Source organism: Polaribacter sp. Asnod6-C07 (genome assembly GCF_045063625.1).
GTDB lineage: Bacteria > Bacteroidota > Bacteroidia > Flavobacteriales > Flavobacteriaceae > Polaribacter > Polaribacter vadi_A.
The window spans coordinates 3020075-3041005 of record NZ_JBEFOF010000005.1 but is presented as its reverse complement, the minus strand read 5'-3'; the positions used below and the strand labels follow the sequence as shown (position 1 = coordinate 3041005).

General features: G+C 28.5%; 18 protein-coding genes. 10 read left to right on the top strand and 8 right to left on the bottom strand.

Features of this window, described 5'->3' with window-relative positions; translation table 11 throughout:
• Nucleotides 1–4 precede the first annotated feature (4 nt).
• Nucleotides 5–649, bottom strand: a complete 645-nt coding sequence (locus tag ACJJVK_RS13205) for a DUF4331 family protein (RefSeq protein WP_405566567.1) — start codon at nucleotides 647–649, stop codon at nucleotides 5–7.
• A 191-nt stretch (nucleotides 650–840) separates the two neighbouring features.
• Here ACJJVK_RS13205 and ACJJVK_RS13200 point away from each other — a divergent pair, with 191 nt between their 5' ends.
• The 5 genes from ACJJVK_RS13200 (at nucleotide 841) to ACJJVK_RS13180 (ending at nucleotide 4743) form a co-directional block, all read left to right on the top strand.
• Nucleotides 841–1668 (top strand): ion transporter, encoded by an 828-nt coding sequence (locus ACJJVK_RS13200; RefSeq protein ID WP_215995534.1) that lies wholly within the window; start codon nucleotides 841–843, stop codon nucleotides 1666–1668.
• Complete coding sequence (miaA, locus tag ACJJVK_RS13195; RefSeq protein WP_405566564.1) at nucleotides 1665–2588, top strand: tRNA (adenosine(37)-N6)-dimethylallyltransferase MiaA; 924 nt, start codon at nucleotides 1665–1667, stop codon at nucleotides 2586–2588. The genes ACJJVK_RS13200 and miaA overlap by 4 nt, the downstream gene beginning before the upstream one ends.
• Nucleotides 2589–2667: 79 nt before the next feature.
• Nucleotides 2668–3186 (top strand): OmpH family outer membrane protein, encoded by a 519-nt coding sequence (locus ACJJVK_RS13190; RefSeq protein ID WP_215995536.1) that lies wholly within the window; start codon nucleotides 2668–2670, stop codon nucleotides 3184–3186.
• 94 nt (nucleotides 3187–3280) lie between these two features.
• A complete protein-coding gene (locus tag ACJJVK_RS13185) occupies nucleotides 3281–3865 on the top strand; it encodes a Crp/Fnr family transcriptional regulator (RefSeq protein WP_405566560.1) in 585 nt (194 codons plus the stop codon).
• A gap of 77 nt (nucleotides 3866–3942) precedes the next feature.
• Nucleotides 3943–4743: a type 1 glutamine amidotransferase domain-containing protein gene (locus ACJJVK_RS13180; RefSeq protein WP_405566557.1), complete on the top strand. Its 801-nt coding sequence runs from the start codon at nucleotides 3943–3945 to the stop codon at nucleotides 4741–4743.
• 114 nt (nucleotides 4744–4857) lie between these two features.
• Here ACJJVK_RS13180 and ACJJVK_RS13175 read toward each other — a convergent pair whose 3' ends face one another.
• Genes ACJJVK_RS13175 through ACJJVK_RS13165 form a run of 3 tightly spaced genes read right to left on the bottom strand, consistent with a single transcriptional unit; the run spans nucleotide 4858 to nucleotide 7359 of the window.
• Nucleotides 4858–5187, bottom strand: coding sequence for a hypothetical protein (locus ACJJVK_RS13175; RefSeq protein ID WP_215995539.1), 330 nt, complete (start codon nucleotides 5185–5187; stop codon nucleotides 4858–4860).
• Complete coding sequence (locus tag ACJJVK_RS13170) at nucleotides 5187–6032, bottom strand: sulfurtransferase (RefSeq protein ID WP_405566554.1); 846 nt, start codon at nucleotides 6030–6032, stop codon at nucleotides 5187–5189. The genes ACJJVK_RS13175 and ACJJVK_RS13170 overlap by 1 nt, the downstream gene beginning before the upstream one ends.
• A gap of 1 nt (nucleotide 6033) precedes the next feature.
• On the bottom strand, nucleotides 6034–7359 hold the full coding sequence (locus tag ACJJVK_RS13165; protein ID WP_405566551.1) for a dicarboxylate/amino acid:cation symporter: 1326 nt from the start codon (nucleotides 7357–7359) through the stop codon (nucleotides 6034–6036).
• A 123-nt stretch (nucleotides 7360–7482) separates the two neighbouring features.
• Between ACJJVK_RS13165 and ACJJVK_RS13160 the strand changes: the two genes are divergently transcribed.
• Entirely contained in the window at nucleotides 7483–8124 is a 642-nt protein-coding gene (locus tag ACJJVK_RS13160) for a DUF937 domain-containing protein (RefSeq protein ID WP_405566548.1), read from the top strand.
• A 65-nt stretch (nucleotides 8125–8189) separates the two neighbouring features.
• Here the strand turns inward: ACJJVK_RS13160 and bshA are convergent, their stop codons facing one another.
• Nucleotides 8190–9326: an N-acetyl-alpha-D-glucosaminyl L-malate synthase BshA gene (gene bshA, locus ACJJVK_RS13155; RefSeq protein ID WP_405566545.1), complete on the bottom strand. Its 1137-nt coding sequence runs from the start codon at nucleotides 9324–9326 to the stop codon at nucleotides 8190–8192.
• 126 nt (nucleotides 9327–9452) lie between these two features.
• Nucleotides 9453–10298 carry a transketolase gene (locus ACJJVK_RS13150; protein WP_405566543.1) on the bottom strand — a complete coding sequence of 282 codons (846 nt, stop codon included), beginning with the start codon at nucleotides 10296–10298 and terminating at the stop codon, nucleotides 9453–9455.
• Nucleotides 10299–10811: 513 nt separating this feature from the next.
• Between ACJJVK_RS13150 and ACJJVK_RS13145 the strand changes: the two genes are divergently transcribed.
• On the top strand, nucleotides 10812–12497 hold the full coding sequence (locus tag ACJJVK_RS13145) for a helix-turn-helix domain-containing protein (RefSeq protein WP_405566541.1): 1686 nt from the start codon (nucleotides 10812–10814) through the stop codon (nucleotides 12495–12497).
• A gap of 31 nt (nucleotides 12498–12528) precedes the next feature.
• On the opposite strand, the gene ACJJVK_RS13140 is transcribed toward ACJJVK_RS13145, so the two are convergent.
• The gene (locus ACJJVK_RS13140; RefSeq protein ID WP_405568377.1) at nucleotides 12529–13713 is read right to left on the bottom strand and encodes an asparagine synthetase B; all 1185 of its coding nucleotides are present in this window, start codon (nucleotides 13711–13713) and stop codon (nucleotides 12529–12531) included.
• A 205-nt stretch (nucleotides 13714–13918) separates the two neighbouring features.
• Here ACJJVK_RS13140 and ACJJVK_RS13135 point away from each other — a divergent pair, with 205 nt between their 5' ends.
• Nucleotides 13919–14896: a Gfo/Idh/MocA family protein gene (locus tag ACJJVK_RS13135; RefSeq protein ID WP_405566539.1), complete on the top strand. Its 978-nt coding sequence runs from the start codon at nucleotides 13919–13921 to the stop codon at nucleotides 14894–14896.
• 104 nt (nucleotides 14897–15000) lie between these two features.
• Here ACJJVK_RS13135 and dnaB read toward each other — a convergent pair whose 3' ends face one another.
• A complete protein-coding gene (gene dnaB, locus ACJJVK_RS13130; protein WP_215995548.1) occupies nucleotides 15001–16518 on the bottom strand; it encodes a replicative DNA helicase in 1518 nt (505 codons plus the stop codon).
• A gap of 138 nt (nucleotides 16519–16656) precedes the next feature.
• On the opposite strand from dnaB, the gene ACJJVK_RS13125 reads away from it, so the two are divergent.
• On the top strand, nucleotides 16657–17733 hold the full coding sequence (locus tag ACJJVK_RS13125) for a DUF3810 domain-containing protein (protein WP_405566537.1): 1077 nt from the start codon (nucleotides 16657–16659) through the stop codon (nucleotides 17731–17733).
• A 231-nt stretch (nucleotides 17734–17964) separates the two neighbouring features.
• Nucleotides 17965–20928 (top strand): amidohydrolase family protein, encoded by a 2964-nt coding sequence (locus ACJJVK_RS13120; protein WP_405566535.1) that lies wholly within the window; start codon nucleotides 17965–17967, stop codon nucleotides 20926–20928.
• The last annotated feature ends 3 nt before the right edge of the window (nucleotides 20929–20931 follow it).

The following is a 20931-nucleotide window of genomic DNA, read 5'->3' as shown; positions in this document are numbered from 1 at the left end:
TTTATTATTGTTTTGATTTTGCCTCTACCCAAGTATTAATTGTACCAGAACCACCAATTTCACTTTTTGGCACTTCTACAACTATAGACATTACATTTGTACCCGCAAAAGTATCTGAACCAGGACTGTTAAAACCAGATGCATTACCACCTATAATTTCTCCATATTGTGCAAAATCCATAAAGAAAGGATCATCTCTTGGTCCAGCAAAAAATTTCATTCCATTTTGATTAGCAACAATTGCAGAAGAAGATGAAATTGCTACTTCAGATTTTGTAGCCAATTCATTAATCATACTATTTAGTCCTGTTGTTGTTGGTGCATAAGGACCAAAGAAATACATTTTACCATCTCTTGGTATTGCTTGTATAACCAAATCTTCTATTTTGTCATCATTGGTATCAATATTAAATTCTACCATAACATTTTCACTAAAAGAAGCTGCAGTAGTTGCATCCGGACTTAATAATCCTTGTACGTTTGCTACAAATACTAAATTGTTTGTGTCTTCTCCTTGAAAAGCATAGAAGTCTGTAATGTCTGCTGATGTTCCACTTACTGCAGGAGCATCAATATGATCTGCTGCAATTGTAATTAAACCGATAATTGCTGCGAAAACAGTTGCAGCTAAAATTTTTGTTTTTTTCATTGTGTGAGTTTTTTAAGTTATTTTAATTGAATCTCACATATACTTACGAGGTAATTATAAGTACGGTTTTAAAAAAGTTTGTTTTTTTTCAAAAAAAAATCAAATTCCTTATAAACAAAGAGAAAATGAGGTAAAAAAAATTATAAATCCACTAAATATTTGTAGTATTGTAATAGAAATTTAAACAAAATTTGAAGAATTCTACTAAAAAAACTTCTTGGAAATTTCGCCTTCATGAAATAATTTATGAAGCAGATACCCCAGAAGGAAAGTTATTTGATGTTATTTTATTGATTGCCATTATTGCTAGTATATTACTAGTAATGCTAGAAAGTGTTGTAAGTTTTGATGCAAAATACCATGATGCTTTATATATTGGTGAATGGATTATTACCATTTTATTTAGTATTGAGTATATTTTAAGAATTATTTCTATAAAAAAACCACTTAAATATGTTTTTAGTTTTTATGGAATTATAGATTTTTTATCAACTATACCAATTTACCTATCATTTATTTTTGTAGGCTCGCAAGGTTTAGTAGCTTTAAGAGCTTTGCGTTTGCTTAGAGTTTTTAGAATTTTAAAATTAGCCAGATATATAGGTGCATCTAACAAATTGCTTTTAGCATTAAAAGCGAGTAGAGCTAAAATTGCTGTTTTTTTATTTTTTGTTTTAATCGTTTGTATCATTTTAGGAACAGTAATGTATATGATAGAAGGTGCTGAAAATGGTTTTACAAATATTCCGAAAAGTATTTATTGGGCTATTGTAACATTAACTACTGTTGGTTTTGGAGATATTGCTCCACAAACAGCTTTAGGACAATTAATTGCAAGTGTAATTATGATTTTAGGATATTCTATTATTGCAATACCAACAGGAATTGTAAGTTCTGAAATGACAAAAACGGCTAACGAACATCATACAAATACGCAATCTTGCCCAAATTGTTTAAAAGATAATCATAAAGAAAATGCCACTTTTTGTTATCATTGTGGTAGTATTTTAAACGAATGACACAACACAAAAACACCTTAATTACAATTGTTGGACCTACAGCAATTGGTAAAACTGCTTTAAGTATACAATTGGCAAATCATTTTAAAAGTGATATTATTTCTTGCGATTCTAGACAGTTTTATAAAGAAATGACCATAGGAACTGCTGTACCAGAACCAGAAGAACTAGCAGCAGCAAATCATCACTTTATACAAGACAGAAGTATTTTTGACGACTATAATGTTGGGCAATTTGAAAGAGATGCTTTAGCCAAGTTAAATGATTTATTTTCAGAGAACCATGTACAGATTATGGTTGGTGGTAGTGGTTTATATGTAGATGCTGTTTTAAAAGGGTTAGATTATTTTCCTGAAGTGGATAAACAAATCAGAATAGATTTAACCAAAGAACTAGAAGAAAAAGGAATTGAGTATCTACAAGAAAAACTAAAGAAATTAGACATAGAAACTTACAACACCATTGCAATCGATAATCCTCATAGAATAATGAGAGCTTTAGAAATTTGTATTGGTACAAATACACCCTACTCTACTTTTAAAAATAAGCCAAAAGTACCTAGAAATTTTAATAGTATTAAAGTAGGTTTAACTGCAGATAGAGAAATTATTTATAGCAGAATTAACCAAAGAGTAGATCTAATGATTAAAAATGGTTTATTAGAAGAAGCAAAAGCATTACATAAACATAAAAACCTAAATGCCTTGCAAACTGTTGGTTACAGAGAATTATTTTCTTATTTTGATGATGAGTTTACCAAAGAATTTGCAATTTCTGAAATCAAAAAAAATACAAGACGATTTGCAAAAAGACAAATAACTTGGTTTAAAAAAGATGAAAAAACTTTAAGGTTTGATTATAAAACGGACATCAACACTATTATTAAAACCATAGAAGACACCACTGTTTCAGAAAGTTAAATTTTTAACTTTTTTTATGAACAACTCACTTTCATAAATCATTCGCTTTTATATCTTTGTTACTCACAAAATTAAAATCATGAAATTAAAAATTACAATTCTTTTTATTGCTTTTATTAGTACATTATCTATTGCGCAAACTAAAACTGGTACCATAAATAGCGATTATATTATAAATATAATGCCAGAGGCAAAAATTGTTATTAAAAAAACGCAAGAATATGGAGTAAGATTAGATTCTTCTTTTTCAATTAAAATGAAAGAATATCAAGATAAAGTTGCTGATTATAAAGAAAAAGAGAAAGAAATGGGTGATTTAATGAAAAAAACAATCATTAAAGAATTAACTGAACTAGAGCAAAATCTTAATCAATATCAAGCAAATGGTAAAAAATTAATGCAGTTAAAACAAAACGAGTTAATGAGACCATTGTATAAAAAATTAAGCGACGCAATTAAAGTAGTCGTAAAAGAAAATGGCTATACTCATATTTTAACAGTAGCAGGTAATGAATTTGCTTATGTAGATGAAAAGTATGATATCACTAAATTAGTTATGGCTAAATTAGGTGTTAAAGAACCAGAAGTAAAAGAATAATTTATTCTTTAAACAATATTTAAAAGTCTCATTTTTATGAGGCTTTTTTTTATTTTTATATATTACCTTCTAGTTTTAATTACACTCTAATTATATGAACCTTGATACATCTATACTATCACAAATTTATAAAAATGTTTCTTTTTCTAAGGATGAAAAAATATGTATTGAAAATAAGCTAGAGAAACTTACCTTAAAAAAAGGAACTACAATTCTAAAAGCTGGTGATACAGTTTTTAATCAATATTATGTTTTTGATGGATGTTTAAGAACCTATTATATAGATAATTCTGGTAAAGAACATACTTTGCAATTTGCCATAAATGATTGGTGGATTAGTGATTACACTGCTTTTTTTACATCTTCAAAAGCAATAATGTATATAGAAACCATCCAAAATGCTACGCTATATAAAATATCAAAAGAAAATATGGAGATTCTTTACAAAGAGATTCCTCAATTAGAAACTTTTTTCAGAAAAAAAATGGAAAGAGCTTTTACTAGTTTTCAAAAAAGAATTTTGGCTAGTTTATCTCAATCTGCCAAAGAAAGATACCTTTCATTTATAACTACTTATCCTAATATAGAACAGAATGTAAAAAACTTTCATATAGCTTCATATTTAGGAATTACTACAGAAAGTTTAAGTAGAATTAGAAAAGAAATAGCGCAAAATTAATTTATTACCATACATCAATTTTTAGTGTTTCGTTTGTTAATAATTTTGTTGTCATAAAAACAAAACTACATTCACAAATGAAAAAAATATCAATAATTATTACAGCTATAGTTTTATTGTCTGCTTGTGCAAAAAGTATAAAAGAAAATAAATCTGTAGATAATAACTTAAATAATAACACAGAAAAAAACACTAAAATGAAAAACGTATTATTTGTACTAACAAGTCACCATAAATTAGGTACAACAGGAGAAAAAACAGGATTTTGGATAGAAGAATTTGCTGCACCCTATTATTTATTAAAAGATAAAGGTATAGCAATTACAATTGCATCTCCTAAAGGTGGTCAGCCTCCTATTGATCCTAAAAGTAATGAAGCAGATTTTCAAACACCTGCAACTGTAAGATTTAATAATGATGCAGAAACAAAAGAAATTTTATCTAAAACCTTAAAATTAGAAACCATAAATCAAGAAGATTTTGATGCTATTTTTTATCCTGGAGGTCATGGTCCTTTATGGGATTTAGCTGAAGATAAAAATTCAATTAGCTTAATAGAAAGCTTTTACAACAACAATAAACCTGTTGCTGCTGTTTGTCATGCTCCTGCAATTTTTAAAAACACCAAAAAAACTGATGGAACTTATTTAGTTGATGGTAAAAAAGTAACCGGTTTTACAAATACAGAAGAAGAAGCTGTACAATTAACAACTGTAGTTCCGTTTTTAGTAGAAGATATGTTAAAAGAAAATGGTGGAATTTACTCTAAAAAAGCAGATTGGACTTCTTATGCTGTTGAAGATGGATTGTTGATTACAGGTCAAAACCCAGCTTCTTCAGAATTAGTTGCTGAACTTTTATTAGAAAGATTAAAATAAGAATTATTAAATTTATTAAAAAAGCCTCATGCAATTATGAGGCTTTTTTATGCAATATTTTCTCTTTATTTCATTGAGGTATATTAAGAAACCAAAAAAAAGAAAATTAAAATATTATTCAATAATTTTCTTTAAAATACTAAAAACCTTTTTTTCAATTACATCTACTGAACCATCAGCAAAAAACACATTTTTAATATCTCTAATTAAATCGTCTTTTTCGTTTTGACTAAATTTATTTTCTGATAAATATTGCTGAATTTTGTTTAAGTTTTGTTCATCAGAATCTACAACTACTTCTGTATGAATTTTATGATATGTAATTTTATCTACTCTAGATAAAATATACTTTTCTTCTTCTTCTGACTCAAAAAAATTACAATGTGCAGCATACAAAAGCACATAAGCTTCAAATTCCTTTTTTGTCCAATCTAATTTTTCCATTATTTTTCTATTGGTAAATTATTTGTAGAACCCCATTCTGTCCAAGAACCATCATAAACAGCACAATTTTTATAACCTGCAATTTCTGCACCTAAAGCCAAAACTGAAGCTGTTATTCCTGTTCCACAAGAAAATATTAACTCTTTATTTTCTGAGTTTATTTTTTTAAAAATTAATTTTAATTCCTTTTCAGATTTTAGTTTTCCACCAGTTAATATATCATTAAAAGGCAAACTCACTGAATTTGGTATATGCCCACCTTTTACATCTTCTCTTGGTTCTGGAGCAGTTGCATAAAATCGTCCTTTAGATCTTGCATCAGCAATCAATTGATTTTTATTGTTGATGGCTTCTAAAACATCATTGGTATATTTTAATTTTTCAGGTTTAAAATTGGCTGTAAAATCACCTTTATCTCGCTGCTTTTCTTTTGGTTTTTCTATAGCATATTCTTTTGATACCCAATCTGGAAAACCACCATCTAAAACAGCAATGTTTGTAAAGCCCATCAATTGAAACAACCACCAAACTCTTGGTGATGAATAAATGCCTAAATCGTCATAAACAACAATACAGCTATCTTTATAAATACCTAAGTTTTGAGCTTTATGTTCAAATTCTTTAGCTGATAAAACTGTATTCGGAAAAGGAGCATTTACATCAGAAAACACCTTTTTAATATCAAAAAAAACAGCATTTTTAATTTGATATTTTTCTTGAATAACCTCTTTTTTTAGAGCAGTTACTTTTGGTAAAGTTGCATCTAAAACAATTAAGTTTTTATCTTCTAAATGATTAAATAACCATTCTGAAGAAACTACAGGTTTTTCTATTTTTAAAGACATTTTACTTTACAGCTTCGTAATTATCATCCCAATTTTTAGGTTTAGGATCGTGTAATTTATCTAGAGATTTTGCTACAATCATTGCTACAGTTGCATCTCCAGTAACATTTACAGTTGTTCTACACATGTCTAAAGGTCTATCTACTGCAAAAATTAATGCAATACCAATTGGTAGTAATTCTGCAGGAAAACCAATCGTTTCTAAAACAATAACCAACATTACAATACCAGCACTTGGCACAGCAGCACTACCAATAGAAGCTAAAACTGAAGTTCCTATAATTACCAATTGATTGGTTAACGTTAAACCTTCTGGCCATAAAACCTGCATAATAAATACAGCTGCAATACCTTGATACAAACTAGTTCCATCCATATTTACGGTTGCTCCTACAGGTAAAACAAAGCCAGAAACTTCTTTATCTACACCTAAATGTTCTTCTACACGTTCCATAGTTACTGGTAAAGTTGCAGCACTTGAACTTGTAGAAAAGGCAAGTAATTGAGCAGGACTTATTTGTTTTAAAAACCAAGCTGGCGATTTTTTGGTATACACATAAACTAATAAAACATAGAAACCTATCATTATTGCTAAACCTCCAACCACACACAATGCATAAGCTAATAATTTTACTAAAATTTCTGTATCATCGAAAGCAATAATAACATTTGCTAGTAAAGCAAAAACAGCATATGGTGCAAAAAGCATAATTAAGTCTACCATTTTCATTACCACTTCATTTAAAGAATCAAAGAAGCTTGTTAATGGTTTTGCTTTTTCTTCTGGTATTAAGAGTAAACTAATCCCTACAAATAAGGCAAAAAAGATAATTTGCAACATACTTGCTTCTGTAAAAGCTTTAAAAATATTACTCGGAAAAATATCTACTAAAGCTTGTAAAGGTCCAGAATCTTTTTGAACAGAAGCTTTTGCTAACTTATCAGAAACATCGCTAGAAGTTTCATACTTTGCTTTAATTTTTTCTATGGTATCTACAGGCATTCCATTACCTGGTTTAACAGTATTTACAATACCTAAACCAATAATAACTGCAACTAAAGTTGTAAATATATAAATTGAAATGGTTCTAAATCCCATTGTTTTAATTTTAGAAATATCTTTTAAGTCAGATATTCCTTTAATTAAAGAAGCTAAAATAAGTGGTACTGCAATTAATTTTAAAAGATTGATAAAAATTGTTCCAAATGGTTTAATCCAATCTGTTACAAAATCTTTACCTCCATCAACAGTATTCATAATAAAACCAAAAATGATTCCTAGTACCATTCCTATTAAAATTTTCCAATGTAAAGCGAGTTTCTTCATTAAGTTGTTTAAAATTTAAAAAATAAGCTGAAAGATAAAAAAATATTTAAAATTAAAGTGACTTTATTGTTATATTGTGTCATATTTTTAGTGAACTTATATATTAATTATTAAAAACATAAAATGTCAGGAATATTAGATTTATTAAATAGCGATTTAGGTAAACAAATAGTATCAGGTGTAGCTGGTTCTACAGGTAACGATTCTAGCAAAACAAGTAGTGTTTTAACTATGGCTTTACCTCTGTTGATGAAAGGAATGGAAAGAAATGCAGCTACTCCAGAAGGTGCTGCAGGTTTAATGAATGCATTAAACAATAAACATGATGGTAGTATTTTAAATAACCTTAGTGGTTTATTTGATGGTGGAGTTGATGAAACAGTAAAAAAAGATGGTGCAGGGATTTTAGGTCATATTCTAGGTGCTAAACAAAGTGGTGTAGAACAAGTAATTGGTCAAAAATCTGGATTGGATGCAAGTTCTGTTAGTAATATTTTAAAAATTGCAGCACCATTAGTAATGGGTTATTTAGGTAAAGAAAAACAATCTAAAGATTTATCTAATTCTGGTGGCTTAACAAGTCTTTTAGGAGGAATGTTAGGTGGTAATGATACTAAAAGCGAACAAAATTTCTTAGAACAAATTTTAGATTCTGATGGTGATGGAAGTGTTGTAGATGATGTTGCTGGTATGCTTTTAGGTGGCAGTAAAAATAGTTCTGGTAGTGGAATTGGTGGAATGATTGGTGGTCTTTTTGGAAAATAAGGAAACCATTTATTTTTTAAATAAAAAAAAACTCAAAATCTAAGATTTTGAGTTTTTTTTATGTTTTATTGAACTTCACTTTTATAACAAGACTTATAAATGTCTTCATAAACTGGTAATATGTTTTGCAAAGAAAAACGTTTGGTAAATTCTCTTGCGTTTAACTTAAAACATTCTAACACATCATCATCTTTTAATATAGAAATGGCATTTTTAGCCATATCTTCTATATCACCTAAATTGCTTAAAAAACCAGTCTCTCCATGTAAATTTACTTCTGGTAAACCTCCTGTATTAGTAGAAATAACTGCATTTTTTGCAGCCATTGCTTCTAAAGCTGCTAAACCAAAACTTTCGGTTTCAGAGGGTAATAAAAAGACATCTGAATAACATAAAATTTTATCGATTTCTGTACTATTCCCTAAAAAGAATACTTTGTTTTTTATGCCAAGTTTTTTAGTTAAGAGTTCCGCTTTTTTTCTTTCTGGCCCTTCACCAATCATTAATAATTTAGCAGGGATTTCTTTTTGAACCTCATAAAAAACCTTAATTACATCTTCTACCCTTTTTACTGGTCTAAAATTACTAATGTGTGTTAAAATTCTTTCATTAGATGTTGCTAAAGCTCCTCTTTGACATTCATCTTCTTCTGCTTTACTATATTTTTCTACATCAATAAAATTATAAACAACTTGAATTTTTTTATTAATATTAAAAAGTTCGTTGGTAGTTTCTTTTAAGTTATTTGATACTGCTGTAACAACATCAGAATTATTTATGCTAAACTCAACTGCAGCTTTATAAATAGGATGACTACCCACCAAAGTTATATCTGTACCATGTAAAGTAGTTACAACTTTAACATAAACACCTTTTTCTTTAAGCATTTGTTTAGCCATATAAGCTGCGTAAGCATGAGGTATTGCATAATGTACATGCAACACTTCTAAATCATACTTTTTTACAACCTCTACCATTTTAGTTGATAATGCCAACTCATAAGGTTGGTATTCAAATAAAGGGTATTCTTCTACTACAACCCTATGAAAATGTAATTTATGTGATAAATAATCTAAACGAACTGGCTGATTATAAGTTATAAAATGAACTTCATGACCTTTATCTGCCAAAGCCATTCCTAATTCTGTTGCTACTACTCCACTTCCTCCAAAGGTTGGATAACAAACAATACCTATTTTCATTTATTATATTTTATTAAGAAAGTCGTAAATATAAGTTTAATATTACATTTCGTTTCTAAATGAAATCACAAAAAAAGCTTCTCAAATAATTTGAAAAGCTTTTTAAATATTTAAAAAAACGATTTTTTAATAATCGCCTAAAGTTGCAGGATTTTGAGCCAAAGCATTTTCTAATTGCTCATCACTTGGTGCTTTACCATGCCAAGCATGAGTGTGCATCATAAAATCTACTCCATTACCCATCATTGTTTCTAATAAGATACAAACTGGTTTTCCTTTTCCTGTTAATGATTTTGCTTCAGCTAAACCAGCTAAAATTGCATCAATATCATTACCATCTTTTACTTCAATTACATCCCAGCCAAAAGCTTCGAATTTTGCTTTAATGCTTCCCATAGGTAAAACATCATCTGTAGCACCATCAATTTGTTTTCCATTTAAATCGATAGTTGCAATTAAATTATCTACTTTTTTTGCAGATGCATACATAATTGCTTCCCAGTTTTGCCCTTCTTGCAACTCGCCATCTCCATGTAAAGAATAAATTAATTTATCATCTCCATTTAACTTTTTTGCTTCTGCAGCACCTAAAGCAACAGACATTCCTTGTCCTAAAGAACCAGAAGCAATTCTAATACCTTCTAAACCTTCATGCGTTGTTGGGTGCCCTTGTAAACGAGAATCAATTAATCTAAACGTATTTAATTCTTCTACAGGAAAAAAGCCACTATGTGCCAATACACTATAATAAACTGGAGAAATATGACCATTAGAAAGAAAAAACAAATCTTCGTTTTTTCCATCCATTGTAAAATCTGTAGAATAATCCATTACTTCTTGATACAAACAAGTAAAAAACTCTGCACAGCCCAAAGAACCTCCTGGATGACCAGAACTTACTTTATGAACCATTCTTAATATATCTCTACGTACTTGTTGTGTAAAATCTTGTAATTGTTGTGTTGTAGGCATTGTATTCTTTTAATTTAACGACAAAAATACAAAAGTGATTGAATTAGTAGAGGATTAAATTTAATATTTATTTAAAATTTATGAAATAGATATTATAAATGTAAATCTTGTTATTTTAATGAAACAAATTTTAAGTAAAGCCTCTGTTTTTTAAATAAAATAGAATCGTTTTTTAAATTTAAAACCTATTTGATTTATAAATCAAATAGGTTTTAAACATTTGCCTACTTTAATAGCTTTTCGGCTTTTTTTAATTAAAAAATAATACAATATTTAAAAAAGAATTTGATACTCTGCATAAAAATCTAAATTAAATAATGATAATTATAATTATCTAGTTGAGGAATATTCTTTTTCACTTAACTTTCCCATTGTTTACATAAAATGTCAACATTTTATGATAGCACGAAAGTAGAGTTCGTCTCTAGAAAACACTAATATATACACACGATATTTATGAAAATCGAGTGATTTAAGAAATTATTCTTTAATTTTGGAGTTCATAAATCTTATATGAATAAGAAATATCTTTATCTGCAATTTATTTTTATATATTTTTTGTTAAATGGTCTAAATGCGCAAACTAAAAACACGTTAATAGACTCTAGTTTTAATTTTTTATCTGATAAATATTATGAATATAAATTTGTAGATTCTATAAAAGCAAAAACATATGCAGATATTTATTTAAACAAAGCGAAAAAGGAAAAAGACACTATAAATAGTATAGATGGATACTACTATTTAGGTGAGTTTTTTAAAAATGATTCAATTTATTTTAATTATTTAGATGATTTAATCTTAAAAACAGAAAAGAAACCTACAAAAATGTTTCCTGCATATGCATATATGAATAAAGGTTGGTATTATATTGTAGCTAGAAAAAACAATAAATCTTTAAAAAATTATCTTTTAGCTCTAAAATATTCCAATAAAAACGATAGTCTTAAATTTATTATTAAACAAAGAATTGGAGTTTTAAAAATAAAAAATAAAGAATTATCGGCAGCTAAAAAACTTTTTTTAAAATCTTACAATTATTACAACCAAAACAAACAAAAAATTGATGATGATAACTATTTTTCTTTACTAGAGAATTTATCTACACTTTACATTAAAACAAAGCAGTATGACTCTGCTCTTTACTTCAATAAAAAGGTTCAAGAATTTGGGGCAAAAATTAATAATTCTATAATTATTGGATACTCATATCGTACACAAGGACATATAAGTTATAAACAAAAGAATTATAAATCTGCTATTAACAGTTATAAAAAAGTCGCACCTTTATTTATAGACAATGAAGATTACCCAAACTTATCTTCCATTTATAATTTTATAGCTAAATCTTACTCAAAATTAAATCAGCCAGAAAATACTTTGTTATACAATCTAAAAATAGATTCTTTATATCAAAAAACAAATATTACACTATCATCTCAAAAAAACAGTTACAATTTTTTAATAAATTATTATAAGAATAAAAACGACTTAAAAAATCAATTAAAATACATAGAAAAATTAATAAAAGTTGATAGCATTCTGCATATTAGAAGTAAAAATCTTGCTAAAACATTTACAGAAGAATACGATAACCCCATATTAATAGCTGAAAAAGAAGCGGCTATTAAAAAACTTGAAGCAGAAGCTCATACTTCTAACATTATTAAAATTATTTTAACAAGTATTGCTTTATTAGCTATAATTTTAATGGTTTATCAATATCAAAAAAGAAAAGGCTTAAAAAAACGTTTTTACCAATTACAAAAAGAACTATCCATTAAAAAAGAAAATACAGCAGATAAAATTATTAAAATTAAAAAAATAGCTGTTCCAGAAGAAGTTGTTACCAAAACTTTAAAACAATTAAAGATTTTTGAAACCAAAAAAGAGTTTACAAATATTTCGATTACCTTAAATTCTTTAGCTAAAGGTTTAGGAACTAATTCTAATTATCTATCAAAAATAATTAATCATTATAAAGGTAAAAGCTTTTCTGCTTATTTAAATGAGTTGAGAATTAATCATACTCTAGACATCTTACAAAGAGATTCAACCATAAAAAAATATACGATTAAAGCAATTGCAAATGAAGTTGGTTTTAAAAATGCAGAGTCTTTTTCTAATGCTTTTCATAAAAAAACAGGTTTAAAACCTTCTTATTACATTAAAGAGTTGAATAAAAAAGAAGCTGTTTAAATCTTTTTCCTAGTTGCATATAAAAGTTGGCTTAAGTTTTTTGCTTCTTCTTTTTAGCTGCAGGAAATAATACATTGTTTAAAATTAAACGATAACCAGGTGATGTTGGATGCAAATCTAATTCCGTTTTTGGATCTCCTACTCTATGCGTATAATCTTCTGGATCATGACCTCCATAAAAGGTAAACATTCCTTTTCCTTTTGTACCATGAATGTATCTTGCCTCTCTATTTGTTTTATTTTCACCTAAAACCAAAACATTCGATTTTACAGTATTTCTATCAAAAGAAGTGGTTTGCCCCATAAAACCTTTTACCAATATTGTATGATTTTGTGTTAACATTGTTGGTACAGGATCCCATTTTGCAGAGAATTCTATCAAAGAAAAATAATCTGAAGTTTTTGGTATTCTGCGTTTACGTGTCATATCTATAGAAGAAAACTCGTATTTAGTTGGACTTCTTTCTAATTCGAAATTGGTAAAAGCAAAAGTTTTATTGTAATTTATTTTAGATTGATAATTAGGTGTTGTAGCATCACCATCAAACATAGCTTCTGCAATATCTACACCTTCTGCAGCCAAGGCAATATCAAAACTATCTGTTGCAGAACACATTGCAAACATAAAACCACCACCAACTACATAATCTCTAATTTTTTTTGCAACTGCTAATTTTTCTTCGGATACTTTATTGTAACCTAATTCTTTGGCTAATTTTTCTGCATTTTGTTTCCCTTTTACATACCAAGGTGCAACTCTAAAAGAACCATAAAATTTACCATATTGCCCTGTAAAATCTTCATGATGTAAATGAAGCCACTCATAAATCAATAACTTATCTGCCAAAACATCTTTATCATAAATAACATCAAAAGGAATTTCTGCATAGGTTAACACCATTGTTACAGCATCATCCCAAGGCATTTTATCCAAAGGTGAGTACACTGCAATTTTAGGTGCTTTTTCTAAAGTAACTGCTTCTTGGTTTGATGATGGTGAAGAAATTTCTTGTAAAATTAATTGTGCTTTCGCATCAGAAATAATTTGATAAGAAACTCCTCTAATTTTACATTCATTTTCTATGGCTTTATTATTTTCTATCAAAAATGCACCTCCATCATAATTTAATAACCATTTCGACTTTAAACCTGCTTCTAAACCAAAATAAACAATTCCATAAGCTTTTAAATGATTTTTCTGATTATCATGATTCATAGGCACATAAATAAAAGATGCCCAAATAGGGTTTGTGATGATTAAGAAAAATAGTATAGTAAAAAGCTTCTTCATATTCCAAATGTAATGATATCCTTATAAAATTTATATTTTATGGATAGATATTTTTATCTTACAAACATATAAAGTCTTTATCTTAGATTTTGTTAATGACTACTTAATTTTTAATCTTTTACTGTTATAAATGGATAAAATAAACTGGGGTATTATTGGTTGTGGAGATGTTGCAGAACTAAAAAGCGGACCTGCTTTTCAAAAAGTTAACAACTCTAATTTAGTAGCTGTTATGCGTAGAAATGCAGAAAAATCAAAAGATTTTGCAGAAAGACATCAAGTTGAATTTTGGTATAATTCTGTAGATGACTTATTAGCAAACACTAAAATTAATGCAGTTTATATTGCTACACCACCATCCACTCATTTAGAAATTATAAAGAAATGTTTAGACGCAAAAATGTTGGTGTATTTAGAAAAACCCATCACTATAAATTATAATGAAGCTTTAATTTTAAATAAAATTTTAAACCCTAATGATAAAGTGGTTGTTGCTCATTACAGAAGAGAATTGCCTAATTTTAAAAAAGTTAAAGAATTGATAGATACAAATAGTATTGGAAAAATTTTATTTGCTGATATCCAAATTCTACAATCTAAAAGCAACAAAGTTATAAATACTAGTAGTGATTGGAGATTAAAACCCGAAATTTCAGGTGGTGGTTATTTTTATGATATTGCTCCTCATCAATTAGATTTGATGTATCATTATTTTGGTGATGTTAAAAATGCAAAAGGTTTTGCAACATCATCAGAAAAAAATGGTGTAAATGAAATTGTTAACGGAATTATCGAATTTAAAAACGGAATTCATTTTAGAGGAATCTGGAATTTTAACGCATCAGAGAAAAACACAAAAGACGAATGTAAAATTTACGGAGAAAAAGGTGTTATTACGTTTTCTTTTTATGGCGAAAATGTTTACTTAAAAACAGATGATTCTGAAAGTGAATTCAATTTTTCGAATCCTGTAAACATTCAAGAACCAATGATTCATAAAACTGTAAACCATTTTTTAGGTGAAGGAGAAAATCCATGTACCGTAAAAGAAGCCACTAAAGTAATAGAAATTATGGATGTATTTACGGGTAAAATACAAGCCAAGTAATTTCTAAAACATCTTTAATCAAAAAATAGTTTTTATTAAAATTTCTTAAATAAATTTATTATTTTTTTACAATTAATAAATTTTTTATTAATGTAGATTAACAACTAGAAAGGCACATCATCTCCATCATCACCAAAAGCATCTTTTGGCTCAATTCTTTGGTTTATAGTGTTATCATCATCAAAAGGATTGTTCATAGACGATTGAAATTCTGAACTAAACCCTTCTTCTAAATCTGAGAATTTTGCTAAATGACCAGTAAATTTTAAACGTATATTATCTAAACCACCATTTCTGTGTTTTGCTACAATAAATTCTCCTTGACCTTCACAAGGTGTGTGTTCATCATCATCCCATTCTGTCATTCCATAATATTCTGGTCTAAAAATGAAACTTACAATATCAGCATCTTGTTCAATGGCTCCAGATTCACGTAAATCTGATAAAAGTGGTCTTTTAGATCCTCCACGAGTTTCTACTGCCCTAGATAACTGCGATAATGCAATTACTGGCACAGATAATTCTTTTGCCAAGGCTTTTAAGTTTCTAGAAATCATCGAAATTTCTTGCTCACGATTTCCTCCTGCTTTTCCTCCTGCTGTCATTAATTGTAAATAATCAATCACTAAAATTCTAACATTGTGTTGCGATACTAAACGTCTTGCTTTTGCACGTAAATCAAAAACAGAAAGAGATGGAGTATCATCTATAAAAATAGGCGCATCAGATAAACGTTTTACTTTAACATTTAATTGTTCCCATTCATGAGGTTCTAAATTACCTTTTCTTAATTTTTCTGAAGTTAAACCTGTCTCTGAAGAAATCATACGAGTTATCAACTGAACAGAAGACATTTCCAACGAGAAAACAGCAACTCCATGATTAAAATCTATAGCCATATTTTTTGCCATAGAAATTACAAATGCAGTTTTTCCCATACCTGGTCTTGCTGCAATAATTACTAAATCTGAAGGTTGCCAACCAGAAGTTAAAGCATCTAATTTAGTAAAACCAGTTGCTAAACCAGACATACCTTCTTGATTACCAATTTCTTGAATTTTCTGTAATGCTTGTTTTACAAGTGAACCTGCATCTTCTGAGCTTTTCTTTAAATTACCTTGAGTAACTTCAAAAAGTTTAGCTTCAGCTTCATCCAATAATTCAAAAACATCTGAACCTTCGTCATAAGCATTTTCAATAATTTCGCTAGAAATTGTAATTAATCTTCGCTGAATAAATTTTTGTAAAATAATTCTAGCATGGAACTCAATATGTGCAGAAGAGGCAACTTTTTGGGTTAATTTAATCAGATAAAAATCACCACCTACAAATTCAAGTTTACCATTTTTTCTTAATAAATTAGAAACTGTTAAAATATCAATTGGTTCAGAATTTTGAAACAATTCATATATTGCAGCATATATTTCTTGATGTTTAGATTCATAAAAAGCTTCTGCACTTAGCACATCAATTACATCATCAATCCCTTTTTTATCAATCATCATTGCACCTAAAACAGCTTCTTCTAATTCTACTGCTTGTGGTGGAATTTTACCTTTTTCAAGGCTAATGATTTTGGACTTGTCAATCTTTTTCCCTGCTATCGTGTTCGTTTTTTCCATTATCACAAATGTACTTTTTTAGGTTGATGTTAACCATAAATATTAAACTTTAATTTGTTGACAATTATTGTAAACAAAATTGTTATTATCTTGTTAATAACCAGTCAACTTCTATTTTGATTCCCTATTTTTACACAAATGAAATGGAATAAAAGACACATTTTCTTAGCAATATTTCTACCAATTCAAATGCTTTTAATGCAAATTATAAGTAATAATCCTGCTATTATTGAAAGGTATTATTCCAATGGAATTTATCCATACATTTCATCATTTTTCAGAATACTTTTAGGCTGGATTCCTTTTTCTGTGGGCGACTTATTAATAGCTTTTGCCCTCTTTATTTTCGTCCGTTTTATTTTTATATTGATAAAATCTAAATTCAAAAATTTTATTCCAAAAACTGTTCACTTTGTGGCTGTTTTATCAGTAATATATTTCTGTTTTTATCTTTTCTGGGGATTAAATTATTACAGAGAACCTTTGGCAAAAAACTTAAATTATCAGCAACAAAAATATACTACAGATCAACTTACAAAAGTTACCAAACATATTATTGAGAAACTTAATTATTATCAGTTTAAAATTACAAAAAGCGATACTTTAAAAGTTGATAATCCTTACCATCAAAAGGAAATGTATAAAATGGCAATTTCTGGTTATGATAATTTAGCAAAAGATTTTCAGCAATTAAAATATCAATTTTCAGCGGTAAAGAGTTCTTCAATGAGTTTATTACAAACTTATAATGGAACTTCTGGTTATCTAAATCCGTTAACAGGAGAAGCTCAGGTAAATGATAAAATACCTAAAACCAGTTACCCAACCACTACTTGTCATGAAATGGCGCATCAAATTGGTTTTGCTGCAGAAAATGAAGCTAATTTTGTAGGTTTTTTAGCTGCCAATTATAATGATGATATTTATTTTAAATACGCCAGTTATAGAATGGCTTTTGGGTATTGTATTTCAGAAATTCGAAAACGAGACAGTAATTTATCAAAAGAGCTTTGGTTAACAGTAAATAAAGGTATTGCCAAAGATTTTAACAATAGTTATTTATTTTGGCAAGCCTATAAAAATCCTTTTGAGCCTCTTGTAAAAAAAGGCTACAATGCTTATTTAAAAGCAAATAAACAAACCAAAGGTGTAGCATCTTATAATTATGTGGTAGATTTATTAATCTCTTATTTTGAAGTTTCTAATAAACTCTAAGTTTAATATTGATACTAATAATTTAAAATTCTATTCCATTTATATATTATTAACTACTATTTTTAATCAGTTTTTATAGTATTATTTCTTTGTTTAAAATACTGAATTTCAAAAACCTAGACTCCTTCGTATTTATCAATTTTCTTAAAAATTTGTTAAAAATAACATCCTTTAACATTTTACAAAATGCTTATCAATAAATTTATAGTTAATTCAAATTATTAAAAACACATGAAAAAACTATTATCCTTACTCTTTTTCTTGTCGCTTTCGGTCATACAAGCGCAAGATTATTTTCCTACGGATGCTGGAGTAAAAACAACTGAAAACACAACCTATGCATTTACCAATGCAACCATTTATGTAACTCCAACAGAAGTTATAAAAAAAGGTACTTTATTAATTAAAGATGGTAAAGTAGTTGGTGTTGGTAAATCTGTAAAAATTCCTAATGGCACACAAACCACAGATTTAAAAGGTAAAACAATTTACCCTTCGTTTATTGATGTTTATTCTGATTTTGGAATAACAAAACCTACTAGAGAAAGAGGTAGATTTGGTGGCTCTCAATATGCTTCTGAAAGAGAAGGTTATTATTGGAACGACCATATTAGACCAGAAACAAACCCTATTAATGGATTTAAATTCGATGCTAAAAAAGCAAAAGGTTTTATTGATGCTGGTTTTGGAGTTGTAAACACACACTTACAAGATGGTATTGTTCGTGGAAATGGTTTACTTGTAGCTTTAAACCCTAATTCTACAAATGCTTACAGAATTTTAGATACAAAATCTGCACAGTATTTATCTTTTCAAAAAAGTGCAAAATCTAAACAAATGTACCCAAGTTCTAGAATGGGTGCAATGGCTTTATTACGCCAAGTTTATAATGATGCAGATTGGTATGCAAAAGGTAATATGAAAAATAAAGATTTGGCTTTAGAAGCTTTTAATAGTAATAAAAAACTTGTACAAATCTTTGAAACTGATAACCATTTAGATGCTATAAGAGCAGATAAAGTTGGTGATGAATTCTCTGTACAATATACTATTGTTGGTTCTGGAGATGAGTACGAACGTGTTGCAGACATCAAAGCTACTAATGCAAATTTTATTATTCCCATAGATTTTAGTGTTGCTTATGATGTTTCTAATCCGCTTTTGGCAGAACAAATTTCTTTACAAGATATGCGTAAATGGAATCAAGAGCCATCAAATTTAAGTGTACTTGCTAAAAACGGAGTGAATTTTGCTTTAACAACGCATAAATTAAAATCAGTAAAATCTTTTCATAAAAATTTACAAAAAGCCATTAAATATGGTTTTGATAAAGAAAAAGCCTTAGCTGCATTAACAACAATTCCTGCAAGTATTATTGGTAATTCTTCTATTGGAAACTTAAAAACAGGAAGTTATGCAAACTTTATTATTACTTCTGGTGATGTTTTTGATGCAAAAACTACAATGTACGAAAACTGGGTACAAGGTGCTAAAAATGTAATTAATGATATGAATATCAAAGATATTACAGGTACTTATATGCTTTCTGTAAACGATAAAAATTACGATTTAACCATTTCTGGTAAAGGTGCTAAACAAACTGGAACCGTTAAAATGGGTGACGAAAAAGTAAAAGCTAAATTTTCTTTTAAAGATGATTGGGTTGCTATCACCTTAACCGAAAAAAATAGTTATACTAGAATGATGGGTAAAATTGTAAATCCATCTAACGTAATGCAAGGTATTGCTTACGATACTAAAGGTAATGAAACTTCTTGGTCTGCAAGTAAAAAAGTAGTAAAAGAAGATAAGAAAAAAAGTGGCAAGAAAAAGAAAACTGATGAAGCTGTTGCAGTAATGCCTGTGAGTTATCCTAATATTGGTTTTGGAAATTTCGCACAACCAAAATCAGAAATACTTTTAATTAAAAACACTACTGTTTGGACTAGTGAAGCTGATGGAATTCTAGAAAACACAGATGTTCTTTTAGTTGATGGTAAAATATCTAAAATTGGTAAAAACCTAAAATCAAATAAAGCAACTGTTATTGATGGTACAGGTAAACATTTAACAGCTGGTATTGTAGATGAGCATTCTCATATTGCAGCATCTGCTATTAATGAAGGTGCACAAAACTCATCAGCAGAAGTTACTATAGAAGATGTTGTAGATCCTACAGACATTAACATTTACAGAAATATTTCTGGAGGTACAACATCTGCTCAAATTTTACACGGTTCTGCAAATCCTATTGGTGGTCGCTCTGCAATCATCAAACTAAAATGGGGAGAAAATGCTGAGTCTATGATTTATGATGATTCGCCTAAGTTTATAAAATTTGCTTTGGGTGAAAACGTAAAACAATCTAGAAGTAGAAATGGTACTCGTTTTCCACAAACAAGAATGGGTGTTGAGCAAATGTTTATCGATTATTTTACAAGAGCAAAAGAATATGATGCTTTAAAGAAAAGTGGTAAACCTTATAGAAAAGATGACGAAATGGAAACTTTAGCCGAAATTTTAAACGGAGAACGTTTTATTTCTTGTCATTCTTATGTACAATCAGAAATTAATATGTTAATGAAAGTTGCAGATAAATTCGATTTTACTATAAACACTTTCACACATATTTTAGAAGGATATAAAGTTGCAGATAAAATGGCAGAACATGGAGTTGGTGGTTCAACTTTTTCTGATTGGTGGGCTTACAAATACGAAGTTAATGATGCAATACCTTACAATGCTGCAATTATGCACAATGCTGGTGTTACTGTTGCTATTAATTCAGATGATAGAGAAATGTCTAGACGTTTAAATCAAGAAGCTGCCAAAACTATTAAATATGGTGGAATGTCTGAATTAGAAGCTTGGAAAACAGTAACTATAAATCCTGCAAAATTATTACATATAGATGATAAAGTAGGTAGTATTAAAGTAGGTAAAGATGCTGATGTAGTTTTATGGAACAATCACCCAATGTCTATTTACGCTAAAGTAGAAAAAACAATTATCGACGGAAAAGTATTTTTTGATAGAGCTATAGATGCTAAAAAACGTGAAGCGATTAAAGAAGAAAAAAGTACTTTAATTAAGATGATGTTAAAAGAAAAAACAAGTGGTGGACAAACTAAGGCCCCAATGAAAAGAGGTGATAGAGATTTTCACTGTGATACTTTAGAAGAACATAAAAGCTAGAAA

Excerpts from the sequence above, each read along its gene's own strand:
- ACJJVK_RS13205 (WP_405566567.1), bottom strand. The coding sequence starts at position 649 with ATGAAAAAAACAAAAATTTTAGCTGCAACTGTTTTCGCAGCAATTATC.
- miaA (WP_405566564.1), top strand. The coding sequence starts at position 1,665 with ATGACACAACACAAAAACACCTTAATTACAATTGTTGGACCTACAGCA.
- ACJJVK_RS13190 (WP_215995536.1), top strand. The coding sequence starts at position 2,668 with ATGAAATTAAAAATTACAATTCTTTTTATTGCTTTTATTAGTACATTA.
- ACJJVK_RS13185 (WP_405566560.1), top strand. The coding sequence starts at position 3,281 with ATGAACCTTGATACATCTATACTATCACAAATTTATAAAAATGTTTCT.
- ACJJVK_RS13180 (WP_405566557.1), top strand. The coding sequence starts at position 3,943 with ATGAAAAAAATATCAATAATTATTACAGCTATAGTTTTATTGTCTGCT.
- ACJJVK_RS13175 (WP_215995539.1), bottom strand. The coding sequence starts at position 5,187 with ATGGAAAAATTAGATTGGACAAAAAAGGAATTTGAAGCTTATGTGCTT.
- ACJJVK_RS13170 (WP_405566554.1), bottom strand. The coding sequence starts at position 6,032 with ATGTCTTTAAAAATAGAAAAACCTGTAGTTTCTTCAGAATGGTTATTT.
- ACJJVK_RS13165 (WP_405566551.1), bottom strand. The coding sequence starts at position 7,359 with ATGAAGAAACTCGCTTTACATTGGAAAATTTTAATAGGAATGGTACTA.
- ACJJVK_RS13160 (WP_405566548.1), top strand. The coding sequence starts at position 7,483 with ATGTCAGGAATATTAGATTTATTAAATAGCGATTTAGGTAAACAAATA.
- bshA (WP_405566545.1), bottom strand. The coding sequence starts at position 9,326 with ATGAAAATAGGTATTGTTTGTTATCCAACCTTTGGAGGAAGTGGAGTA.
- ACJJVK_RS13150 (WP_405566543.1), bottom strand. The coding sequence starts at position 10,298 with ATGCCTACAACACAACAATTACAAGATTTTACACAACAAGTACGTAGA.
- ACJJVK_RS13145 (WP_405566541.1), top strand. The coding sequence starts at position 10,812 with ATGAATAAGAAATATCTTTATCTGCAATTTATTTTTATATATTTTTTG.
- ACJJVK_RS13140 (WP_405568377.1), bottom strand. The coding sequence starts at position 13,713 with ATGAATCATGATAATCAGAAAAATCATTTAAAAGCTTATGGAATTGTT.
- ACJJVK_RS13135 (WP_405566539.1), top strand. The coding sequence starts at position 13,919 with ATGGATAAAATAAACTGGGGTATTATTGGTTGTGGAGATGTTGCAGAA.
- dnaB (WP_215995548.1), bottom strand. The coding sequence starts at position 16,518 with ATGGAAAAAACGAACACGATAGCAGGGAAAAAGATTGACAAGTCCAAA.
- ACJJVK_RS13125 (WP_405566537.1), top strand. The coding sequence starts at position 16,657 with ATGAAATGGAATAAAAGACACATTTTCTTAGCAATATTTCTACCAATT.
- ACJJVK_RS13120 (WP_405566535.1), top strand. The coding sequence starts at position 17,965 with ATGAAAAAACTATTATCCTTACTCTTTTTCTTGTCGCTTTCGGTCATA.